The sequence below is a fragment of the Rhizobium sp. P44RR-XXIV genome (assembly GCF_001999485.2).
Lineage (GTDB): Bacteria > Pseudomonadota > Alphaproteobacteria > Rhizobiales > Rhizobiaceae > Rhizobium.
The window spans coordinates 1,803,608-1,825,550 of the sequence record NZ_MPVZ02000029.1 but is presented as its reverse complement, the minus strand read 5'-3'; the positions used below and the strand labels follow the sequence as shown (position 1 = coordinate 1,825,550).

Below are 21,943 nucleotides of genomic sequence, written 5' to 3'. Positions count from 1 at the left end.
ATCGTCCAAAAGCATTATCGAAGATGCGGGAGAGCTATCAGCGCAGCCATTATACGCAGCCTGATACAGTAGAACTCATACATAGCAAATCACTGATTTGATTCAATCCACCACAAGTGCGGTAATTATATACCGCGATATCATATCGCTACAAAAGTTTGGCTTAAAAAGTCAAAATCACCACCTACACTCCTGCCATCACAGCTCTAACTACGCGTCCGAGAATTCCCGACCAATTTCGCCAACATGAATGGAGCTTTCTCTATGAAGTCTGCGACGAGATCGGCCACATCGGCTTTTTTCAGCGCCGTGGAAAGCGACGTCTTTCCGCCAACTGGTGGAGTATTGAAACGCGTTTTCGACGTCTCTGCCGCCCTGACCGCTCTGCTGCTCATCAGCCCTCTCTTCCTGATGCTGATGTTGCTGGTAAAGCTTTCTGATCGCGGTCCTGCCTTCTACGGCCATCGCCGTGTCGGCCACAGCGGCAAAAGCTTCCGCTGCCTTAAATTTCGCACCATGGTCGTCGATGGCGACAAGGTGCTGCAGGCCTATCTGCACGCCAATCCAAAAGCGTTGGAAGAGTGGCGCGCCACACGCAAACTGCAGAATGACCCTCGCGTCACCCTTGTCGGCGCCGTGCTTCGCAAGCTAAGCCTCGACGAACTGCCGCAGCTGATCAACATCATCCGCGGCGAGATGAGCGTTGTCGGCCCACGCCCGGTCGTGGAAGACGAGCTCGAGCTCTACGAGACTGCGGCGATCTATTATCTGCAGTCGCGCCCCGGTTTGACCGGCCTTTGGCAGGTCAGCGGCCGCAACGACGTCTCCTATGCCAGCCGTGTCGCTTTCGACACGCATTACGTCAAGAACTGGTCGCTCAGCAGCGACATGATGATCATCGCCAAGACCATTCCGGCAGTGTGCCTGTCGCGTGGCAGCTATTGACGAAGACCAGCAGCGACCGCGGGAGACATCCTGCGGTTTCCCGTGTCTGCGGGACTGCGATCTAGTAACAGGGAAGATCCTGCATGATTGAATTTCAGCCTTCCAAGAGGCTCGCTCGCGTCTACACATCAGTCCGATATTCGGCTCTCCTTGTCCTCGGCGTCTGTGCAATATCGGGCGCCGCACAGGCCGATAACCTTCCCGGATATCATCTGGGTGTGATGGACAAGCTGCATGTGCGCGTCGCCGAATGGCAGACTGCCGAGGGTACCATCCGCGACTGGTCGGTGGTCTCGGGCGATTATACGGTCGGCCCTTCCGGTTCCGTTTCCATCCCTTTCATCGGCGATCTGCCCGCCACGGGCAAGACGACGGATGAGATCGCCGAAGCTATCGGCATCGGCCTGCAGAAGCAGTTCGGTCTGCGCGATCGCCCCTCAGCCTCCGTCGAAATGTCCCAGTTCCGGCCGATCTATCTTTCCGGAGAGGTTCAGAACCCGGGCGAATTTCCTTTCGCGCCAAACCTGACCGTGCTCAAGGCTGTGAGCCTTGCCGGCGGCATGCGCCGCGCCGACGCCGGCCAGCGTTTTGCGCGCGATTTCATCAACGCCAAGGGCGATGCTGTCGTCTACATGGCCGAGCGCGGTCGCCTGCTGATGCGCAAGGCCCGTCTCCTGGCCGAATTGAGCGGCAAGGACGATATCGAAGTCCCCATGGAACTCAAGCAATTGCCGCAAACGACAGCCTTGCTCGCAAGCGAGAAGGCGCTGATGCAGACACGCAGCCAGCGTATGACGACCCAACTGAAATCCCTGGAAGATCTGAAGACGCTTCTGCAGAATGAAGTGGAAACTCTCGCGAAGAAGACCGATACGCAGAGCCGTCAGCTGGAACTGGCCAAGGCCGACCGCGACAAGGTCGAAAGCCTCACCGAACGGGGTCTGGAACTTGCCTCCCGCCGGATTTCGGCCGAGCAGCGTGCCTCCGATCTGGAAGCCACCCTTCTCGATACCGAGACGACATCCCTGAAAGCCAAGCAGGACATCAACAAGGCCAATCAGGACGAGATTACCTTGCACAACGACTGGCAGGGATCTCTGGCCCAGGACATGCAGGATACCGATACGCAACTGGAAACGCTCCAGCTGAAGCTTTCCACCAGCCAGTCTCTCATGCAGGAAGCGGTCGCTCAGTCGGCCGATGCCAGCAACCTCGATTCCAGCGGGCAAGGCGTGAACGTCGTCTACACCATCATCCGCGGCGATAGCGGCCAGACGAAGGAAATCCCGGCCCAGGAGAACACCCAGGTGCTGCCCGGTGACTTGATCAAGGTCAGCACCGGTCTTGCCATGCGATAAGGAAAATCGATGCGGATAGCCAAATCGGTTTTCGTTCGTCAAGGCAGCAATACCACCTATGGCACGGTGGCGATTGCTCTGTCGTTCTTCGTCTTCGCCTATTCGTCTCGTTTCGGGCAGGCCTCGATCCTGCTTTACTATGCCCTGTGGTTCCCGCTGGTCCTGATCGACTATCGCAGCTCGCTCGGCAGCTACCAGAAGCAGCTCTGGCTCTATGCTTTCGGCGTCTTCACGTGCCTGTCGATCTTCTGGTCGGCCGTGCCTTCGGTGACTGCCCGTGCGGCGATCCAATATACGACGCATATCTTCTGTGCCTTGGTCGCCATGCGCACGCTCGACATCCGCACTCTGACGCGCGGCGCGATTGCCGGCACGGCGATCGTACTCCTCTATTCGATCCTCTTCGGATACTACGCGTATGATCCGATCGACGGCACCTATAGCTTCGTCGGCGCGTTCGATTCGAAGAACCAGCTCGGTTTCTATGCCTCTCTCGGCATCTACTTTGCCTTTGCCGCCGTCTTCGTTCTCGGCGAGCGTCGGATCTGGCTGGTTGGCGGCGGCATTGCCGGCCTTTTGTCAGCCTATTGCCTGCTCGCCTCGGCATCGGCGACCTCGGTGCTGACCACCGCGCTGATCGTGATGCTCTGCGTCAGCCTGCGCGTCATTCTTTTTCTGTCGCCACGGCAACGCAAGAGGCTGTTTGCAGCAGTCGCCATTTCCGGCGTCATCCTTGCTGTTGCCGGCGTCTATCTCGGCGCGGTCGACCTGATACTCGGCCTGTTCGGCAAGGATTCGACACTAACCGGCCGCACCTATCTCTGGCAGCAGGGCATAGCGGCCGCGCAGCTCAATCCCTTCTTCGGGGTGGGATACCAGGCCTATTGGGTCCAGGGTTTTTCTGAACCGGAGCGCCTTTGGGAGGAATTCTACATCGCCTCGCGCGCGGGCTTCCATTTCCACAACACCTATATCGAGACGACAGTCGAAACCGGTCTTGTTGGCGTCTTCCTGCTGGCCTCGATACTGCTGACGGCCTTTGTCGGCCATATCACCCGCTTCCTGAGTGATGACAGGAACGACGAATCCTATGTGTTGTTGGGCGTGGCGACGCTGCTTCTGATCCGCTCCTTCGTCGAAATCGACATTCTGAACCCGTATCACGTCGGCTCTTTCCTGTTCTATTTCACCGCAGGGAAGCTGTCTATGCGAGCGCGTGTGCCCAAGGCCGATCCGCTCGTTTCCTACGACCGGATGGAATTTGCGCCGCCGGCGAATTGGGAGCCTCGGACCGGTCGATGAAAACGCTCTATGGTATACAATATCTTCGCGCTCTTGCAGCCCTTGCCGTCGTGCTGTTTCACGCAGCCGAGCGCAGCGGCGGCCATTTCCGTATCGGAGCAGCCGGCGTCGACGTCTTTTTCGTCATCAGCGGCTTCATCATGTGGACCATGAGCGAGCGCCGGCCAGTGACTCCGCTGCGCTTTCTCGTCGACCGCCTGCAGCGTATCGCGCCATCCTACTGGATCGTCACCGCCATCATGATCGGTGGCGCTGTTGCCGGCCTGTTTCCGAACATGCGCCTGACGGCCGGCCATATTCTCGGGTCTCTGCTGTTCATCCCGGTCCGCTCGCCGAGCAATGGCGAGATCTGGCCCGTGCTGGTGCAGGGATGGACATTGAATTTCGAGATGTTCTTCTACGTCCTGTTTGCCGCAAGCCTGTTTCTGCCGCAACGCTTCCGCCTTGCCGGCATGGTCGGCGTCTTTGCCGCCTTCGTTATTGCCGGCGCCATCTTCCATCCGCAATCGCCGATGCTCGCCACCTATACGAGGCCGATCATTCTGGAATTCGTGGCTGGCGCCATTCTCGGCCGGTTGTGGCTAAGCGGAAGCATTCCAGGCGCCGGTCTCGGCCTTGTCCTCGTCATCGCGTCGCTCTCGGGCTTCGCGGCCATCGAGATATTCGGCCTCGAATTCAACGAGATCACCTGCGGTCCGCTCGCAATCGCACTGGTGCTTGGCATGGTTTCGATCGAACGCGGCGGCAAGCTGCCGGAAATTCCGCCCCTCACCTATCTCGGCAACAGCTCCTATTCGATCTATCTCTGGCATACGCTCGCAATCTCGGTCATCGCGAAACTCGTGGCCTCCACGCCGATCCCATCCGATGTCGCTGCCTTCATCGGCGCGATAGCCGGAACGCTCCTCGGTATCATTGCCTATGAGCTGGTCGAAAAGCCGTTGCGCAATCTGCTCAGAAACGTCAGCTGGCGAAGAGTACGGCCCTCGCCAGCCTGAGTTTTTGGACCGGATGTTTCCGGCCAAGGCAAAGCGGATCACGGGCTGCGCCGGCGGCGCAGCTGGTCGAAATAGACGATGACGATGATCAGCACGCCGGTGATGATGCGCTGCCAGAAAGAGTTCAGGTTCAGGAGATTGGCGCCGTTGTTGATGGTCGCCAGGATGAAGGCGCCGATCAGCGGGCCATAGACGGAACCGATCGCGCCAAACAGACTGGTGCCGCCGATAACTGACGATGCGATCGCCTGCAGCTCCCAGCCATCGCCCTGGGTCGCGTTGCCGATGGCGATACGCGAGGCAAGCAGAACACCGACCAATGCGGCGCAGGTTCCAGACAATATATAGGCGAGATAGATCATGCGGTTGACGTTGACGCCGGACAGGCGCGCCGCCTCGCGGTTGGAGCCGACCGCGAAAAGGTAACGGCCCCAGCGGCTCAAATGCAGGAACACGACGGCGGGAACCGCCACCACGATCACCATCCAGAACAGGCTCGGAATACCGAGGAAGTCGGCGACCGAGAAATTTGTGAAGGCGTCATTGACGATGTTGATGCTCGAACCGTTGGTGATGAGCAGGCCGATGCCGCGCAGAGACGTCAGCGTCGCTAGCGTGATAATGAAGGGTGGCAGCCCCATGCGTACGATGCCGAAGCCATGGAAAGCGCCGATAAGCACACCGAACAACAGGGTAATGAGGATAGCGGCCCAGACCGGAACTCCGGCTTGCAGCAGCCAAGCGACAACGACCGTGCAGAAGCCGACAATGGCGCCGACGGAAAGATCGATGCCTCCGGTAATGATGACGAAGGTCTGCCCCAGCGCAAGGATCGCCGTCATCGACCCCTGACGTGCCAGGTTGGTGATGTTAAGCTGCGTCCAGAACACGTCCGTCGAGAAGCCGAGCACGATCCATAGCGCAATCAGGAGCAGGATCAGCGTCAGGCTGAAGAGGATGTTCATCTTACGCCGCGGTGCAACGGCGGGGCCTTCTGTCGTGTTCGCGGCCATTCTTGTTCTCCCTCTTTCGATCTTATCGTTCAGACGCCAATGGCCTCGCCGAGGACTTCCTCGTGCGTGGCAGCGTGAAAATCATGACTGGCGACCAGCTGGCCGTGGCGGAACACATGCAGGCGATCGGCAAGCTCGTAAACCTCGGGCAGGTAGGAGGATATGACGATGATCCCCGCCCCCTCGCGAAGCAGCTTGGCAAACAACCGATAGATTTCCGCCTTGGTGCCGACATCGACACCCACCGTCGGCTCGTCAAAGATGAAAAGCTTGGCGCCGTGGCTCAGCCATTTGCCGATGACGACCTTCTGCTGATTGCCGCCGGACATGGCCGAAACCAGGACCCGGCGGCTCGGCGTCTTGATGCTGAGATCTCGGATCTGCTTGTCGGCGTTCGCGGCTTCGCTCTTGTTGTTGATGATCGGACCACGGCTCAACCGCCCGAACACAGGCAAATTGATGTTGAGGCCGATCGGCAGGTTGAGGCAGAGCCCCTGATCGCGGCGGCTCTCCGGCGCAAGCGCTATGCCGAGGTCCATCGCGTCCCGTTCATTACGGATCTGGACCTTGCGCCCTTCCCAGTGGATTTCACCCGCAGTCACCGGCTGCCGACCATAGAGGCCGAGCGCGAATTCGCTACGGCCAGCGCCGATCAGCCCGTAAAGCCCGACGATTTCGCCAGCCCGTACGGTCAGCGAGACATCCTCGAAACCGGGACCGGAAAGTCCGCGCGTCTCCAGAATGGGCTTGCCGATCGGAATCTCTTCCTTGTGGTAGATCTGTTCGATCGAGCGATTGATCATCAGCTTGATCAGCTCGTCCTCGTTGGTCTCGCCGATCGCGCGCGTGCCCACATGGGTGCCGTCGCGAAGTACGGAAACCCGATCGGCCAGCTCGAAGACTTCCTCCATGCGATGGCTGATGTAGACGATCGTCACGCCTTCGCTCTGCAGGCGGCGGATCAGCTTGAACAGCTGCGCCGATTCCTTGCGCGTCAGATACGCGGTCGGCTCGTCGAAGATAAGGAACTGTGTGCCGCGCATGGCGGCTCTTGCCGTTGCGACCAGCTGCTGCTGGCCAATGGTCAGAGAGCTCAGCAGTTCGGCGGCCGGCAGTCCGAAGCCGAGATCATCCAGCACCGTCTGGGCCATCGCAACCATCTGCTTCTTACGCATCAGGCCAAAGCGATTGACTTCGTCGCCGAGAAAGAGATTGGCGGCGACCGTCAGATGCGGGCAGAGGACGACCTCCTGATGCACGGCATTGATGCCACGCGCGATGGCTTCATTGGGATTGGCAAGGGCGACCGGATGGCCACACCAGAATATGTCGCCAGCCGTCCTGGTGATGACGCCGGTCAGGAGCTTGATGAGCGTTGATTTGCCGGCACCGTTTTCGCCGACAATGGCGTGGATTTCACCCGCCAGGAATGTGATCGTTGCAGACTTCAGCGCCTCGACATAGCCATAGCGCTTCTGCAATCCCTTGAGTTCGAGAATAGGCGAGCCGGCCGGAACGCGACTTGCTTCCGTCTTGACCTTGTCATCGTGCCGATGGCTGATTTCTTCGAGGCTCGTCATGGGCTCTCCTCCCTCTCGCATTTCCGCGCGGCCGCCCGAAAGACGGACAGACAGAAAGGCTGCGGCCGACAAGTCGGCCGCAGCCTCTGAGCTTTACTTGACCTTCGGGTTGATCAAGGCTTCGATCTTCGGCTCGCTCATGTTGGCCTTGGTTACGAGGTTCGCGCCAGTGTCGACATTGGCTTCGACCTTTTCGCCCTTGGAGACGGCAAGAGCGGTCTTGATGCCGTCGTAACCCATGCGGTACGGGTCCTGAACGACGAGACCGGCAATCGCGCCGCTCTTGAGGAAGCCGAGCGTCTTGTCATCGCTGTCGAAGCCGATGACCTTGACCTTGTCGCTGAGCTTGTTTTCAGCAATCGCCTGGCCGACACCCTGCGCCATGATCAGATTGGAGGCGAAGACGCCAACGATCTTCGGATTTGCCGTGATCAGGTCGGTCATGATGTTGAGGCCGGTCGTTGCCTGACCGTCAGCATACTTGTCGGCGACGACCTTCAGGCCCGGATACTTGGTCTTGACCTGATCCAGGAAGCCTGTGCGGCGCTGTTCGAGAGAGCCGGCACCGGGCGTGTTGGTGATGATGACGACATCGCCTTCCTCCTTGCCGGTCATTTGCTTGATCGCAGCAGCAAGGCCATCAGCAGCAATACGGCCGCCCTGGACGTTGTCGGTGGTCAGGAACGACTTGAAAGCCTTGGAGTCGGCGCCGGAGTCGATACCGATGATCGGAACGGACTTTGCAGCTTCGTCCACCGGCTTGCCGAGCGCCTTGAATTCGGTCGGCGAGATGACGATGGCTGCCGGCTTGCCGGCGACAGCGTTTTCAAGAATGCTGATCTGGCCGTTGACGTCGGTTTCGGCCTGGGCACCCAGCTCCGGCACCTTGACGCCGAGATCCTTGCCGGCCTTGCGTGCACCGGCAAGAACGATCTGCCAGTAGAAGGACGTCGTGTCCTTGACGATGATCGGAATGGTCACGTCGGCCGCAAAGGACTGCACGGGCATGGCCGTTGCGATCAAGGCGGCGCCGGCGAGAGCGGTAAAACCGCGGCGGGATAGAAGTGACTTGGCAATATTCATCTGCTTCTCCTCTCAACGCGCTCTGTTCTCCTGCACACCGGCCGTTGAACGCTTACGGCTCGGCATCGTAATGCCCGAGGGCATCACACATCGCGCAGGGGCATTTGCCACCGACGCCAAAACAGGCTTTCTCCTCCTCGAAGCCGACTCTCCCGACGGCTCGATAGCTCCCATTTACTGCCTACACCCGGACAGCCTCGTCTCCCAACGGAGGCGCAACCAGGGTCAATCCTTCAAATTCCGCATAGATGCTGTCGGGAAGCCTGGGCTCCACGAGCTGCATGTTGCGGACAAGACTTCCAGCCTTTGCCGTACCAATCAGGACGGACGCCACGCACGGACTGCGCAGCGCGAACTGAATTGCCGGCTGGGCAAGCGGCAGGCCATGCTTGCGGGCGATTTCCTCCATCGCTCCAACCTTGGCCAAGACATCCGGCGTCGCCGGCAGATAGTCGAAATGCGCGCCGGGCACCGGACCCGTTGCCAGAATACCGGAATTGAATATGCCACCCACGACGAGGGAAGTGCCCTTCTTCTCGCAAAGCGGCAACAGCTCCGCGACCGCGGAACGGTCCAGCAGGGTATAACGGCCGGCAAGAAGAATACAGTCGATATCGGCTGCATGCATGACATCGAGGCAGACCGGTATCTCGTTGACGCCGAGACCATAGGCCTTGATCGTCCCGGATGATTTCAACTCCTCGAGCGCCTTCAATCCGGAGCCAAGGAGCTGGCCGAGATAATGCTCGTTCAGCGCCTTGCCGTGGGTATAGCCGCCGATATCGTGGACATAGAGAATATCGATGCGGTTTAGCCCCAGACGGGCATAACTGAACTCCACCGACCGCATGATGCCGTCATAGGAATAGTCATAGTCTGCATCGAACGGCAGCGGATCGACATAGCCGTAATTCGGCACCTTGTCGGTCGGCACCGGACGCATCAGCCGTCCGACCTTGGTCGAAAGCACGTAGCTGTTTTCCGGTTGAGCACGCAGGAAGTCGCCGACATACCGTTCGCCCAGGCCGAAACCATACCAGGGAGCGACATCGAAATAGCGAATGCCGCTAGCCCAGGCAGCCTGCAAGGTCTCCATCGCCTGGTCGCGCGGGCAGGCACGATAAAGCCCACCCAATGCGGCAGCACCGAAACTGATCTCGGTGACCTCAAGGCCTGTCCTGCCGATTGTCCTTGTCTGCATCACCTCTCCCTTGTGATGACTTCTATTCTATCTTGCCAGGTCGGCCGCCGGGCGATCCAACCGGTCGCCCGCATCCCTTTCCGGCTATTGACGTGATGGGCAACTCCCTTCCATCCGCCAATTGATTTTGTTTTTTATCTACAATAAACATTTTGGTGTCAACGAGGAAATCGCCTGACGTCTTGGAGGAAGGCGGTTGGGACGGCCTCGATAAACTCCTGCAATTGACTGCCATTCGAACATGGTCCAGACAGCGCCGCCAACGAAGAGCGGCGACGATACGCGAGGGGGAAATGGCAAGACAAAACACGCTCTTCAAGGAGGCGTATAATCGCTACACAGTGCGCCTGAAGCCCGATACCGAGCTTCCGAGCGAGCCCGATATCGCCGCCGAACTCGGCGTCAGCCGCAGTACCGCGCGGGCGATCCTCATGCGTCTAAGTGACGCCGGCATCATTCTCTGGAACAAACGCCAGAAGACGGTTCTCCGTCAGCCGACACAGGCCGATCTCTTCCCCAAGGAAGAAACGGATTCACTGCACGATATCATCGAGCGCAGCTTCATGATGCGCATCATGTCCGACGAGGCGCAGCCGGGCATGCAGATCAACGAGCTGGAGCTGGCGCGCGAGATCGGCACCGGCACCTCCGTCGTTCGCGAATTCCTCATTCGCTTCAGCCGCTTCGGCTTGATCGAGAAGCGACCCAACAGCCATTGGACCCTGAAGGGTTTCACCAGCGAATTCGCCCTGGAACTGGCCGACGTCCGCGAAATGTTCGAACTGCATTCCGCCGCCGAATTCGGCCGCCTGCCGCCCGGCCATCAGGCATGGGAAGACCTGAAAGCCATCGAACGAGAGCATCATAAGCTGTTGAAGGATTTTGACACACACTATCGCGATTTCTCACGCCTCGACGAGAAGTTTCACCTGCTCATCCATCGCGCCTCGAACAATCGCTTCATTGCCGATTTCTACGATGTCATCGCCATCGTGTTCCACTATCATTTCCAGTGGAACAAGGCGTTTGCCCGCGAACGCAACGCCCGCGCCATAGCCGAGCATCTCGATTATATCGAAGCGCTGCAATCGCGCGATCCGCAACGGATCGATGCTGCATGCCGCGTTCACCTTGCCTCGGCAAGACAGACGCTAATGCAATCGATCCCGCTGAGCGCAGGCGAAGTCCCAGGATAGGCCGCTCAGACGCGGCCGATCCCGGAGCCCGGCATTCATTCAGCCGTCAATTTGAGGCTTTGTCCGGCAAAGCGTGAGGAGGATGCCTCGATAGTGATCGGCCCGGCCTCACCCGTTGCCTGAAGCCAGAAACCGGTGGTGCCTCCCTGGAACGATAGCGTCTCAGGCCCGATGATCTTCGCCGGACCATCAATCCTGATCGTGACGACATCATTGAGGAAGGCCAGGCGCGAACCGGCCTGATCCAGCGCGCGCACGATGACGCGCACGGTATCACGCTCGGCAGCGCGCAAGGTATCGGCATCGGCTTCGACCTGCAGCGTCGTCGGAAGCGGATTTGCAACCATCGTCAAGGCGGCCACCTGCTTGCCGCCGATATAGCCGGTGAACTGCACATCCTCCCATTCCATCCCCCATACACCGAGTTCATCCTGCGTGAAGGAGCGGTGATCGAAGATGACAGGAGGATGCGGCAGATGCGGGAAGCTTTCGCGATCCGGCCCGAGGCGCTTGGTAAGCGAACCGTAACGAAGCTCGACCTCGTCGCAATTGGTCAGAACGATCAGCGGCAGGGCGCCGCCGATGTTGCGTTCACCGCGCGCCCAGATCGTCACCGGCTTCATGACGATCTCTTCGGAAGGTTCGCACTGGCTGGCATAGACGTAGGCGGCAAATTTCGGCTCGCGGAACATGTCCATGACGCCGTGATAGCAGATGCGGTCGCCCGAGCCGAAATCGCTATGGGTGTTATAGTCGAACATGCACCAGCCGATGGCGCCAGAGATCGACGGATCGCCATAGGCGGCGTTCAGCACCTCCAGATGCCGGCGCACATGCTCGGCCTGGCGCTGCTCCTGATCGTAGATCTTCGTCGGATACATATGACCGCCGAACTCGGTGATCAGGTAGGGTACATCCTTGGACAGGCCGGTGTTTTCCTGCTGTGGCCTCAACGGCGTGCGCGGCCGGTTGGCGCCCGGAAGCTCCTCGTTGCCGAGGATGAAGTCATTCATCGTGTAGACGTCCTCGAGCATCTCGCTCTCGGTAATGTAGCGGACGCCACCCGTCTGGCGCGTCGGATCGAGTTCACGCGCTAGCCGGTTCGTCTCTGCGTAGAAATCGTGGGAATCCTGGGATTCATTGATCCGCACGCCCCAGATGATGATCGAGGGGTGGTTCCAGTCGCGCTCGATCATGCGGCGCACGTTGCGGATCGATTCCTGCTGCCATTCCTCGCCGCCAATATGCTGCCAGCCCGGGATTTCCTCGAAGACCAGAAGACCGATGCGATCGCAATGATCGAGGAACCATTTCGACTGCGGATAATGCGAGGTGCGCACGATATTGCATTTCAGCACCCGCTTCATGATTTCGGCATCGCGCTCCTGCGCCGAACGGCCCATGGCATAGCCGACATAGGGGAAAGCCTGGTGGCGGTTCAGCCCACACAGCTTCAGCTTCCTGCCGTTCAGCAGAAAGCCTTCGGCGGTAAAGGTGGCAGTGCGGAAACCGAGGGTGGTGGTGAGATTGTCAGCGCCACGCTCGGTCGCAAGCTCGGCTTCAGCTGTGTAGACAACTGGATTGTCGAGATCCCAAAGCGAAATATCCGCCAGACGATCGAACGTAACAGTCACGCTTTCGCCGGAGGTCTCGCCCCGTGCAGAGGCGAGGACCGTGCCGGCGGGGCCGCGCAATGTAACAGTTGCCGTGCCCTTGAAAGCGAGATTTTGCGGGTTAGCGAAATCGCAGCGCACGGTCGCGGATTTGAGGTCGGCGAGCACATTGGCGGTTTCGACCTTGATGTTGGCAATCGATACGGGAGCGGCAACTTTCAGCCAGACGTCGCGATAGATGCCGGCATAGGTCAGATAGTCGATGCGGCCGCCGAAGGGCGGGATTTCCGGGTTTTCACTGCCATCGATCTTGACCGTGAGAAGGTTTTCACCCTGTCGCAGTCGGCCGGTCAAACGTGCTTCAAACGGTGTATAGCCATCCTTGTGAGTAACGATTTCCTCGCCGTTCAGATAGACGACGGCATCGGCCATGGCCGCATCGAAGACCAGCGATACCTCGCGCTCCGCGAACCGCTCCTCCCAAACCAATATCTTCTGATAGGTGAAGGCGCGCTGATAGGACTTTTCGTCGAAATAGTTGAAGGGCAACTCGACAGCCGTATGCGGCAACGTGACGGCTTCGCCTTCCTGCGGGTGACCGACATCGGCGGAAGAGAACCCCTGGCGAAACGTCCAGGATTCGTTGAAGGCAACAACTGAGCGCATATTCAGTCCTATGGATTAAGCCCGTCGCATCGGGGACGAACACATGTTGCTTGGAAAATCAGGCGTGCGGCGAGGCAGGCATGGTGCCGCGGGGCGATATCTATACAGGCTCGCCGCGGTCGCGCAATGCGACCGGTTGGCTGATTTGGAATTTGGGGGGGAGCGAGAACATCACGCCGACTAACGGCTTCGCCCGTTCTTTGATTCCTCATTGGGACTGCGCACCGCGGCATACATGCCTGTCGTTCGGAACTCCGTGGGGTTAATGCCGTAGATGCGGCGGAACACCTTGGAAAAATAATTGGCATCGTCAAAACCTGTCATGATCGCCACTTCCTTGACGGGGATGAAGGCGGCTTTGGTCAGGAGTTTCGCTGCGCGTTGCATACGCTGCTGCAGCACGAATTCGGCCGGCGGTACGCCTTCGCTCTCGGCAAAGACCCGAGAGAAATGGGCACGGCTGAGACCGCTTGCCTTGGCGAGTTCGCTGACGGGCAGCGGCTTGTCGAGATTGGCGTCGATATAGTCGATAACGATCTGCATGGCGGAGCGATCCGCAGTAAAGGCGTGCGAGCCGAAGACATCGTCATAGAGCGCCATGGCCGCTTCGTAGGCCAGCGCCGAGGCAGCGGCCGGCGTCTTCGCATCCCTGATGAGCCGCAGGCTGCAATCGGCAAGATGATCGATCGTTGCCGGCTGCAGGCGCAGAATGGGGCCGGCCGCCGCAAGGATCAGACGATGGATGCGCAGTGCCTCCTCGCCATTCATCGAGATCCAGAAATACTCCCAACGCTCACCCTTTTCGAGCCAATAGCGATGGTTATGCGGCACCAATACCAGCAGCGTATCACCGGCGCCTACGCGATAGTTGCGGTTTTCATACCTCAGTCTGCCGCTGCCGCTGATCGTGTATTGCAGCACCGTGAATGGCGTCTGACCACGCCGACGCCCATCCCAGTCATAGGGTACATTGTCCCTGATTTCATAGCCGGCGCTGGTCGGCATGGCATGCAGCCGGTGACGTCCGCGCGGCAGCGAAACCGTCCGCATGACCTGTCCATTGTCGATCAATTCTTGCAGCACAAAATTACCCTTGAAAGCATAATTGTTCTCTGGTCGGCCCGATGATTATAGGCATAATCCCGCCAGAAAACAGCACTTACCCGCCAAAGAGGATCGGCGGATGGAGGAAAATCGCAATTTCGTCCCTGTCTCGCAACTGCTGCGATCATAGGACGAAAATGCTGTCACAGTCCCTGTTGCTGCTTGTTCGATCGACTTGAAGGTGAGGATCATGAGTTTCAAAATCGCCATTATCGGTGCCGGCAGTGTCGGCTTCACGAAAAAGCTGTTTACCGACATTCTCTGCGTGCCGGAATTCCCCGACGTCGAGTTCGCGCTGACTGATATGAGTGAGCACAATCTGACGATGATCAAGGCGATCCTCGATCGCATCGTCGAAGCCAACAAGCTGCCAACGCGAGTTACCGCGACCACGGATCGCCGCGCCGCACTCTCAGGTGCGCGCTATGTCATTAGCTGCGTGCGCGTCGGTGGCCTCGAAGCCTATGCCGAGGATATCCGTATCCCGTTGAAATACGGCATCGACCAATGTGTCGGCGATACGATCTGCGCCGGTGGCATTCTCTACGGCCAGCGCAATATCCCGGTCATTCTCGATTTCTGCAAGGATATCCGCGAAGTCGCCGAGACGGGCGCCAAGTTCCTCAACTACGCCAACCCGATGGCGATGAACACCTGGGCGGCCATCGAATACGGCAAGGTCGATACGATCGGTCTTTGCCATGGCGTCCAGCATGGTGCCGAACAGATCGCCGAAGTGCTCGGCGCGAAAGACAAGAGCGAACTCGACTATATCTGCTCGGGCATCAACCACCAGACCTGGTTCACCGATCTCCGTCTCAACGGCCGCAAGATCGGCAAGGATGAATTGGTGACCGCCTTCGAGGCACACCCCGTCTTTTCGCAGCAGGAGAAATTGCGCATCGACGTGCTCAAGCGCTTCGGCGTCTACTCCACCGAAAGCAACGGGCATCTGTCCGAATACCTGCCCTGGTATCGCAAGCGGCCGGACGAGATCAACAAATGGATCGACATGTCCGACTGGATCCACGGTGAGACCGGCGGCTATCTGCGCCACTCCACCGAGACGCGCAACTGGTTCGAGACGGAATTCCAGCAGATCCTCGACAGCGCCTCCCAGCTGATCGACCCTGCCCGCCGTTCCAACGAACACGCCAGCCATATCCTCGAGGCGCTTGAAACCAACCGTGTCTATCGCGGCCATTTCAACGTCAAGAACAATGGCGTCATCACCAATCTGCCAAGCGACGCCATCATCGAATCCCCCGGCTTCGTCGACCGCTTCGGCATCAACATGGTGGCGGGCATCACACTACCAGAGGCATGCGCTGCGACTTGCATCTCGTCGATCAACGTCCAGCGCATGTCGGTTCATGCCGCCATCAGCGGCGACATCGACCTGTTGAAGCTCGCCGTCCTGCACGATCCACTGGTCGGTGCCATCGCCACTCCGGAGGAGGTCTGGCAGATGGTCGACGAAATGGTCGTCGCCCAAGCACGCTGGTTGCCGCAATACGCCCATGCCGTCGGAGACGCCAAGGATCGCCTGTCGCACAGCAAGGTCAAGACGCGCGACTGGAAGGGTGCCGCAAGCCGCAACGTCCGCTCTATCGAGGAATTGCGGGTCGAGAAAGCCGCGCTGAAACAGGCCGGCTGACGCAGGCAGAGTTCGGGAAATGAGCATGCGGCGGGGATCTCGGATGAGATCAACCGCCGCATCTCGATCATTTCCCCTCGTACTGGAGGAGTGCGGCGTCTCGAACAGAGCGCACGCAAAAGAGGGAGAGAGAACAAGATGAGACATTTTCGACCGATCGGCCTTCTAGCCGCGTTGACGATTGCCACATCGGCGATCGCCATCAGCGCCTACGCAGCCGAGCCGACAGTGCCACCCGTTCCGCCGGTCTTCCCGGCGGAAGGAAAGATCAAATATGTCGAGCGCAGCTCCATTCTGGAGTTCAAGGCGCTGCCGGAGTATCACGAGCCCGCCTGGGTTACCGACAATTTCGTCAAGACCGGCAAGCTGCCGCCCGTCAAGGATCGCCTGCCGAAAGAGCCATTGGTCTACAAGACCGGCAACATGCCTGACGGCATCGGCGTTTACGGCGACACGCTGCGCCACGTCATTGGCGGCCGGCCGGAAGGCTGGAACTATGGCGCCGGCCAGACGCAGGGCTGGGGCGGCATCGATATCGGTCTTTCCGAGTGCCTGACGCGCACCGCGCCGCTCTTCCAGGTCGAAGCCAAGGACACCGAACCGCTGCCGAACCTTGCCAAGGGCTGGGAATGGTCGCCGGATGGCCATAAGCTCACCATGCACCTGATCGAAGGCGCGAAATGGTCTGATGGCGTGCCCTTCAACGCCGACGACATCATGTTCTATTGGGAAGACGAGGTTGTCGATCCGAACGTCTCGCCTCTCGGCGGCGGCGCTTCGCCGGAAGCTTTCGGCGAGGGAACGACCCTCAGGAAGGTCGACGACTACACCGTCGAATGGACTTTCAAGGACGCCTTCCCGAAGCAATATCTCTACACGATGGCCTACCCGAACTTCTGCCCGGGCCCGTCGCATATCCTGAAACCACAGCATCCGAAATATTCCAAGAACACCTACGATCAGTTCAAGAATGCCTTCCCGCCTGAATATATGAACATTCCGGTGATGGGCGCCTGGGTGCCGGTGGAGTATCGCTCCGACGATATCATCGTCATGCGCCGCAATCCCTACTATTGGAAGGTCGACGAGAAGGGCAATCAGCTGCCCTACCTCAACGAGCTGCACTACAAGCTCTCGACCTGGGCTGACCGCGACGTACAGGCAGTGGCCGGTTCGGGTGACTTGTCGAACCTCGAGCAGCCGGAAAACTTCGTCGCATCGCTGAAGCGAGCCGCCCAGCCCGATGCGCCTGCACGTCTGGCCTTCGGTCCTCGCCTCATCGGCTATAACCTGCAGATGAATTTCTCCGCCAATGGCTGGGGCGCTCCGGATGCGCGCGGTCAGGCCGTCCGCGAACTGAACCGCAATGAGGATTTCCGCAAGGCCGTCACCATGGCGCTCGACCGCAAGGCGCTTGGCGAATCTCTGGTCAAGGGACCGTTCACGGCGATCTACCCAGGCGGCCTGTCTTCCGGCAGCGCCTTCTATGATCGCAATTCCACGGTCTACTATCCGTTCGATCTTGCTGCGGCAAAGGCCGAGCTGGCAAAGGCCGGTCTCAAGGACACCGACGGCGACGGCATCGTCAACTTCCCGGCCGGCGTCAACGGCGGCAAGGATGTCGAGGTTACCCTGCTGGTCAGCAACGACTACACCACCGACAAGAGCCTTGCCGAAGGTGTCGTTGCTCAGATGGAGAAGCTCGGGATCCGGGTGATCATCAATGCGCTCGACGGGCCGAAGCGTGACGACGCCAACTATGGCGGTCGTTTCGACTGGATGGTCCGGCGCAACAGCACGGAGCTGGCCTCGGTCGTGCAGAACACCGAACAGCTTGCTCCGGTTGGCCCGCGCACCAGTTGGAACCATCGCGCACCTGAAAGTGGCCCTGTTGACCTGATGCCTTTCGAGAAAGACATGGTTGATATCGTCAACAAGTTCACGACATCGAAGGACAATGACGAACGCGTTGCCTTGATGAAGCAGTTCCAGAAGATCTCGACAGGCCATCTCTACAATATCGGCCTGACCGAGTATCCGGGCGCGCTCATCATCAACAAGCGCTTCTCCAACGTTCCTCCGGGCACGCCGATCTTCCTGTTCAACTGGGCGGAGGATTCCATCATCCGCGAGCGCCTTTGGGTAGCGGCTGACAAGCAGGGCAAATACGAGCTGTTCCCGCAGCAGCTTCCGGGTGCCCCGGGCAGCGCCGGTCCGATCAAATAAGGTCGAGCAGGCAACCATCTGCGGCAGCCGGCCATCCGCCGGCTGCCGATCAGACATCCCGCATTCCGATGGCCCGACCATTGGCCGAATTGAACACAGCCGGCGCCGGTCGATCCCGACAGATCGAGGCTGCCGCCAGCATCAAGAGAAGCGAACCGTCCCATGTTACGATTCCTGCTCATGCGAATAGCGTCTGCCATACCTGTGCTCTTCATCCTGAGCGTGGTGACTTTCGCCATCATCAAGGCACCACCGGGCGACTATGCTGATTACATCCGCTCGCAATTGATGAACCAGGGCGGCGCATCCTTCGCACAAGCCGATGAGCAGGCGCAGATCTACCGCCGCGAGCATGGCCTCGACAAGCCGCTGGTCGTCCAATACGTCAACTGGGTCGGCGGCATCGTCACCAGAGGCGATTTCGGCTACAGCATGTTCTACAACAAGCCCGTCGCCGATGTCGTCGGCGAGCGGCTGCCGCGAACGCTGGCTTTGGCGCTCGTGTGCCACATATTGGCATCCATTCTCGGCATCGGCTTCGGCATATGGGCAGCGACGCGGCAATATAGCTGGATCGACACTCTACTGTCCGGCATCTCCTTTCTCGGCATGACAGTGCCGCGCTTCCTGATGGCGCTGATCATCGTCTACATCCTCGTCTTCCAACTCAATGTCTCGGAAATCGGCAGCTTCTTCTCGCCGCAATATGGCGGTGCGCCCTGGTCCTGGGCCAAGTTCGTCGACCTCGTCAAACATGTGTGGCCGGTCGTTGCCATCGCCACCTTCGGTGGCCTCGCCTATAATATGCGCGTCATGCGCGGCAATCTGCTCGACACGCTGAATGCCCAATATGTCGAGACCGCACGCGCCAAGGGCCTTTCCGGCGCCGCCGTCGTCATGCGCCATGCCGTGCCGAATGCGCTACACCCCCTGGTCATGTATCAGGGCGTCGTTCTGCCCTACATGCTCACAGGTGAGATCGAGACCGCGATCATCTTTACCTTGCCCACGGTTGGGCCGGCCATTGTCGGTTCGATGGCGGTCGGCGACGTCTACGTCACCGCCACTTTCATGATGGTGCTTTCGGCAACCCTGATCATCGGCAATATCATCGCCGACATGCTGCTTGCCCTGCTCGACCCGCGCGTGCGCCAACAGGGAGGGATCCACTAATGCTCGCCTTCAGCAACTCCCCGCCCCCACCCGATGAAACGATCAAGCACAAGGGCGGCAGCGAAAGCTACGTCGCGCTGGTCTGGCGGCGCCTGAAGCGCTCGTGGACCGGCATGAGCGGCCTCGTCCTCGTCATTCTGCTGCTTTTGATGGCAATCTTCGCCGAGTTTGTCGCGCCGATGGATCCGAAGGCGACCGACACCGGCTTCGCACCGCCGCAGGTTATCAGCTTTCACGACAAGGACGGCAATCTCGTCTTCCTCCCTAGAGTTTATGCGCTGGTCGAAACGAGCGACCTTGATCCCGTAACCTTCCAGCCGATCGTCGGACCGGACTATGATAACCCGCGCCTGCTCGGCATCTTCGTCAAGGGTGCCCCCTACTACCTGTTCGGCCTGATCCCCGGCGACCGACATCTGTTCGGCACGACCGACGGCGGGCCGGTGCACTTCCTCGGCACCGACAAATTCGGCCGGGACGTGCTGTCTCGTGCCATTTACGGCTCGCGGATCTCGCTTATGATCGCCTTGACCGTGGTTGCCATCATCACCATGGTCGGTACGACGGTCGGCATGATCTCGGGCTATTTCGGCGGCGCGACGGATGCCTGGATCCAGCGCTTCGTCGAAGTCGTGCTGGCCTTCCCGCAACTGCCCCTCTATCTGGCGCTGACCTCGCTGATCCCCGTGACGGCACCGACCAATGTCTTTCTCGGCTTCGTCATCATCGTCATGTCGGCGCTCGGATGGGCGCAGATGTCGCGCGAGGTTCGTGGCAAGACGCTGGCGCTGGCAAGGATCGAATATGTGCGGGCGGCGATGGCAATCGGCGCGACCGACCGGCGCATCATCCTGCAGCACATATTTCCCAACGTCATGAGCCATGTCATCGTCGCGGTGACACTGGCGATCCCAAGCGTGGTTCTGCTTGAATCCTTCCTCGGTTTCCTCGGCTTTGCCGTCAAGCCGCCGCTGATCTCGTGGGGCCTGATGCTGCAGGACACCTCGACCTATTCGGTCATCGGCTCCTACCCCTGGATCCTCTCGCCCGTCGCCTTCGTTCTCGTCACCGTCTTCGCCTTCAATGCGCTCGGCGACGGACTGCGCGACGCAATCGACCCTTATTGACAGGAGAACGAATATGGCTCTCGCACTCGTCAACTCCTTCGCTCCCGACCTCAGGCTCGACGCCGCCGAAAAGGCCGTCGCTCCGGTCATCGACGCACGCAACATCGCCGTCAAATTCAAGGTCGAGGACGGCATCGTCGATGCCGTCAAGGATATCTCCTTTCAGCTCTATCGCGGTGAAACCATCGCCATCGTCGGAGAATCCGGCTCCGGAAAATCGGTGACGGCCCGCACCGTGATGGGCCTGCTAACCAAGCGTGCCGTCGTCTCCGACAACTCCACCATCCATTACGACGGCAAGAATGTGCTGAAGTTCTCGGAACGTGCCCGCCGGCAGCTGCGTGGCGATCGCATCTCGATGATTTTCCAGGAGCCGATGAGCTCGCTCAATCCGATCTATACGATCGGCGGCCAGATCGTCGAAGCCATCCGCGTTCATCGCAAGGTCAGCCGCCGCGAAGCCGAGAAGAAGGCGCTGGACCTTTTGAAACAGGTGCAGATCCCCGATCCCGAGGCGCGGCTGAAGCAATATCCGCATCAACTTTCGGGCGGTCAGCGTCAGCGCGTCATGATCGCCATGGCGCTGGCCAACAATCCGGACGTGCTGATCGCCGACGAACCGACGACCGCACTCGATGTCACCGTGCAGGCGCAGATCCTGAACCTGATCCGCGATCTGCAAAAGCAGCTCGGCATGGCGGTGATCCTGATCACCCATGACCTGACGGTGGTGCGCCAGTTTTCGGACTATGTTTATGTGATGCAGCATGGCGAGATGCGCGAGCACAACACGACCGAAGCCCTATTCGCGAACCCGCAACATGCCTACACGCAGCATCTTCTCTCCTCGGAACCACGCGGACAGGCAAAGCCACTGCCGCCGGACTGTGGCACGGTGCTCGAAGGCAAAGCCGTCAAGGTCGCCTTCATGCTGCGGCATGGCAGCTTCTTCAAGCCCGACATGCGCGAGCTTGTCGCCGTTGGCGGCCTGAACTTGGAACTGCGCCGCCACGAAACGCTCGGACTGGTCGGTGAATCCGGCTCGGGCAAAACCACATTCGGCCAGGCGCTACTGCGCCTCATCGACGCCGATGGCGGCGAAATCTTCTTCGACGGGCAACCGATCCATGGCCGCTCGCGCGCTGAAATGCGGCCGCTGCGTTCGCGCATGCAGATCGTCTTTCAGGACCCGTTCTCGTCGCTCAATCCGCGCATGACCATTGGCCAGATCATTGGCGAAGGGCTGGTGGTCAACAATATCGGCGCGAACAGAGCCGAGCGGCTGGAGCGGGTGAAGGACGCGCTCGTCAGCGCCGGCATGCCGGCCAATATCCTGTCGCGCTTCCCGCACGAGTTTTCCGGCGGCCAGCGCCAGCGCATCGCCATTGCCCGCGCCATCGCGCTCGAGCCGGAATTCATCCTTCTCGACGAGCCCACTTCTGCGCTCGACCTTTCCGTCCAGGCACAGATCATCGACCTCCTGCGCAAGCTGCAGGATGAGCGGGGTCTGAGCTACTTGTTCATCTCACACGACCTCAAGGTCGTCCGCGCCCTTTGCCACCGCGTCATCGTCATGCAGCACGGCAAGATCATGGAGGAAGGGCCGGTCGAAGAGGTTCTGTCCCATCCCAAGACCGCTTACACCGAACGCCTCGTCAGAGCGGCGTTCGAGGTAGCTTCATAGCATCAGGAGATTTTGAA

At 59.6% G+C, this 21,943-nt stretch carries 16 protein-coding genes; 10 read left to right on the top strand and 6 right to left on the bottom strand.

What is annotated here, in order from left to right; genetic code table 11:
* Window positions 1–264 precede the first annotated feature (264 nt).
* From BSK43_RS34250 to BSK43_RS34235, 4 genes are all read left to right on the top strand, one after another.
* On the top strand, window positions 265–945 hold the full coding sequence (locus BSK43_RS34250; protein WP_077470251.1) for a sugar transferase: 681 nt from the start codon (window positions 265–267) through the stop codon (window positions 943–945).
* Between the two features lie 83 nt (window positions 946–1,028).
* Complete coding sequence (locus tag BSK43_RS34245) at window positions 1,029–2,303, top strand: polysaccharide biosynthesis/export family protein (RefSeq protein WP_077470250.1); 1,275 nt, start codon at window positions 1,029–1,031, stop codon at window positions 2,301–2,303.
* A gap of 9 nt (window positions 2,304–2,312) precedes the next feature.
* Window positions 2,313–3,605 carry an O-antigen ligase gene (locus BSK43_RS34240; RefSeq protein ID WP_077470249.1) on the top strand — a complete coding sequence of 431 codons (1,293 nt, stop codon included), beginning with the start codon at window positions 2,313–2,315 and terminating at the stop codon, window positions 3,603–3,605.
* A complete protein-coding gene (locus BSK43_RS34235) occupies window positions 3,602–4,603 on the top strand; it encodes an acyltransferase (RefSeq protein ID WP_077470248.1) in 1,002 nt (333 codons plus the stop codon). The genes BSK43_RS34240 and BSK43_RS34235 overlap by 4 nt, the downstream gene beginning before the upstream one ends.
* Before the next feature lie 38 nt (window positions 4,604–4,641).
* Here the strand turns inward: BSK43_RS34235 and BSK43_RS34230 are convergent, their stop codons facing one another.
* The 4 genes from BSK43_RS34230 to BSK43_RS34215 all read right to left on the bottom strand — a co-directional run bounded on the left by BSK43_RS34230 (window position 4,642) and on the right by BSK43_RS34215 (window position 9,480).
* On the bottom strand, window positions 4,642–5,616 hold the full coding sequence (locus BSK43_RS34230) for an ABC transporter permease (RefSeq protein ID WP_077470247.1): 975 nt from the start codon (window positions 5,614–5,616) through the stop codon (window positions 4,642–4,644).
* A 29-nt stretch (window positions 5,617–5,645) separates the two neighbouring features.
* Window positions 5,646–7,196 carry a sugar ABC transporter ATP-binding protein gene (locus tag BSK43_RS34225; protein WP_077470246.1) on the bottom strand — a complete coding sequence of 517 codons (1,551 nt, stop codon included), beginning with the start codon at window positions 7,194–7,196 and terminating at the stop codon, window positions 5,646–5,648.
* A gap of 93 nt (window positions 7,197–7,289) precedes the next feature.
* Window positions 7,290–8,279 (bottom strand): ABC transporter substrate-binding protein, encoded by a 990-nt coding sequence (locus BSK43_RS34220; RefSeq protein WP_068395386.1) that lies wholly within the window; start codon window positions 8,277–8,279, stop codon window positions 7,290–7,292.
* Between the two features lie 181 nt (window positions 8,280–8,460).
* Window positions 8,461–9,480: an aldo/keto reductase gene (locus BSK43_RS34215; protein WP_077470245.1), complete on the bottom strand. Its 1,020-nt coding sequence runs from the start codon at window positions 9,478–9,480 to the stop codon at window positions 8,461–8,463.
* Between the two features lie 293 nt (window positions 9,481–9,773).
* On the opposite strand from BSK43_RS34215, the gene BSK43_RS34210 reads away from it, so the two are divergent.
* The gene (locus BSK43_RS34210) at window positions 9,774–10,676 is read left to right on the top strand and encodes a GntR family transcriptional regulator (RefSeq protein ID WP_077470244.1); all 903 of its coding nucleotides are present in this window, start codon (window positions 9,774–9,776) and stop codon (window positions 10,674–10,676) included.
* A gap of 35 nt (window positions 10,677–10,711) precedes the next feature.
* Here the strand turns inward: BSK43_RS34210 and BSK43_RS34205 are convergent, their stop codons facing one another.
* Both BSK43_RS34205 and BSK43_RS34200 read right to left on the bottom strand, forming a co-directional pair.
* Window positions 10,712–12,955, bottom strand: a complete 2,244-nt coding sequence (locus BSK43_RS34205; RefSeq protein ID WP_077470243.1) for a glycoside hydrolase family 2 TIM barrel-domain containing protein — start codon at window positions 12,953–12,955, stop codon at window positions 10,712–10,714.
* A gap of 180 nt (window positions 12,956–13,135) precedes the next feature.
* Window positions 13,136–14,005 carry an AraC family transcriptional regulator gene (locus BSK43_RS34200; protein WP_348641775.1) on the bottom strand — a complete coding sequence of 290 codons (870 nt, stop codon included), beginning with the start codon at window positions 14,003–14,005 and terminating at the stop codon, window positions 13,136–13,138.
* A gap of 244 nt (window positions 14,006–14,249) precedes the next feature.
* On the opposite strand from BSK43_RS34200, the gene BSK43_RS34195 reads away from it, so the two are divergent.
* The 5 genes from BSK43_RS34195 (at window position 14,250) to BSK43_RS34175 (ending at window position 21,926) form a co-directional block, all read left to right on the top strand.
* Entirely contained in the window at window positions 14,250–15,716 is a 1,467-nt protein-coding gene (locus tag BSK43_RS34195; protein WP_077470242.1) for an alpha-glucosidase/alpha-galactosidase, read from the top strand.
* 138 nt (window positions 15,717–15,854) lie between these two features.
* Window positions 15,855–17,942, top strand: a complete 2,088-nt coding sequence (locus BSK43_RS34190; RefSeq protein WP_077470241.1) for an ABC transporter substrate-binding protein — start codon at window positions 15,855–15,857, stop codon at window positions 17,940–17,942.
* A 162-nt stretch (window positions 17,943–18,104) separates the two neighbouring features.
* Window positions 18,105–19,115 (top strand): ABC transporter permease, encoded by a 1,011-nt coding sequence (locus BSK43_RS34185; protein ID WP_077470240.1) that lies wholly within the window; start codon window positions 18,105–18,107, stop codon window positions 19,113–19,115.
* A complete protein-coding gene (locus BSK43_RS34180) occupies window positions 19,115–20,242 on the top strand; it encodes an ABC transporter permease (protein ID WP_077470239.1) in 1,128 nt (375 codons plus the stop codon). Before BSK43_RS34185 ends, BSK43_RS34180 begins: the two co-directional genes overlap by 1 nt.
* A 13-nt stretch (window positions 20,243–20,255) precedes the next feature.
* Window positions 20,256–21,926: an ABC transporter ATP-binding protein gene (locus tag BSK43_RS34175; RefSeq protein WP_077470238.1), complete on the top strand. Its 1,671-nt coding sequence runs from the start codon at window positions 20,256–20,258 to the stop codon at window positions 21,924–21,926.
* Window positions 21,927–21,943: the final 17 nt, after the last annotated feature.

Bases quoted from the DNA above. Each gene is read 5' to 3' on its own strand.
- BSK43_RS34225 (WP_077470246.1), bottom strand. From the start codon at position 7,196: ATGACGAGCCTCGAAGAAATCAGCCATCGGCACGATGACAAGGTCAAG.
- BSK43_RS34215 (WP_077470245.1), bottom strand. From the start codon at position 9,480: ATGCAGACAAGGACAATCGGCAGGACAGGCCTTGAGGTCACCGAGATC.
- BSK43_RS34210 (WP_077470244.1), top strand. From the start codon at position 9,774: ATGGCAAGACAAAACACGCTCTTCAAGGAGGCGTATAATCGCTACACA.
- BSK43_RS34250 (WP_077470251.1), top strand. From the start codon at position 265: ATGAAGTCTGCGACGAGATCGGCCACATCGGCTTTTTTCAGCGCCGTG.
- BSK43_RS34240 (WP_077470249.1), top strand. From the start codon at position 2,313: ATGCGGATAGCCAAATCGGTTTTCGTTCGTCAAGGCAGCAATACCACC.
- BSK43_RS34220 (WP_068395386.1), bottom strand. From the start codon at position 8,279: ATGAATATTGCCAAGTCACTTCTATCCCGCCGCGGTTTTACCGCTCTC.
- BSK43_RS34180 (WP_077470239.1), top strand. From the start codon at position 19,115: ATGCTCGCCTTCAGCAACTCCCCGCCCCCACCCGATGAAACGATCAAG.
- BSK43_RS34185 (WP_077470240.1), top strand. From the start codon at position 18,105: ATGTTACGATTCCTGCTCATGCGAATAGCGTCTGCCATACCTGTGCTC.
- BSK43_RS34195 (WP_077470242.1), top strand. From the start codon at position 14,250: ATGAGTTTCAAAATCGCCATTATCGGTGCCGGCAGTGTCGGCTTCACG.
- BSK43_RS34190 (WP_077470241.1), top strand. From the start codon at position 15,855: ATGAGACATTTTCGACCGATCGGCCTTCTAGCCGCGTTGACGATTGCC.
- BSK43_RS34245 (WP_077470250.1), top strand. From the start codon at position 1,029: ATGATTGAATTTCAGCCTTCCAAGAGGCTCGCTCGCGTCTACACATCA.
- BSK43_RS34200 (WP_348641775.1), bottom strand. From the start codon at position 14,005: ATGCGGACGGTTTCGCTGCCGCGCGGACGTCACCGGCTGCATGCCATG.
- BSK43_RS34235 (WP_077470248.1), top strand. From the start codon at position 3,602: ATGAAAACGCTCTATGGTATACAATATCTTCGCGCTCTTGCAGCCCTT.
- BSK43_RS34205 (WP_077470243.1), bottom strand. From the start codon at position 12,955: ATGCGCTCAGTTGTTGCCTTCAACGAATCCTGGACGTTTCGCCAGGGG.
- BSK43_RS34175 (WP_077470238.1), top strand. From the start codon at position 20,256: ATGGCTCTCGCACTCGTCAACTCCTTCGCTCCCGACCTCAGGCTCGAC.
- BSK43_RS34230 (WP_077470247.1), bottom strand. From the start codon at position 5,616: ATGGCCGCGAACACGACAGAAGGCCCCGCCGTTGCACCGCGGCGTAAG.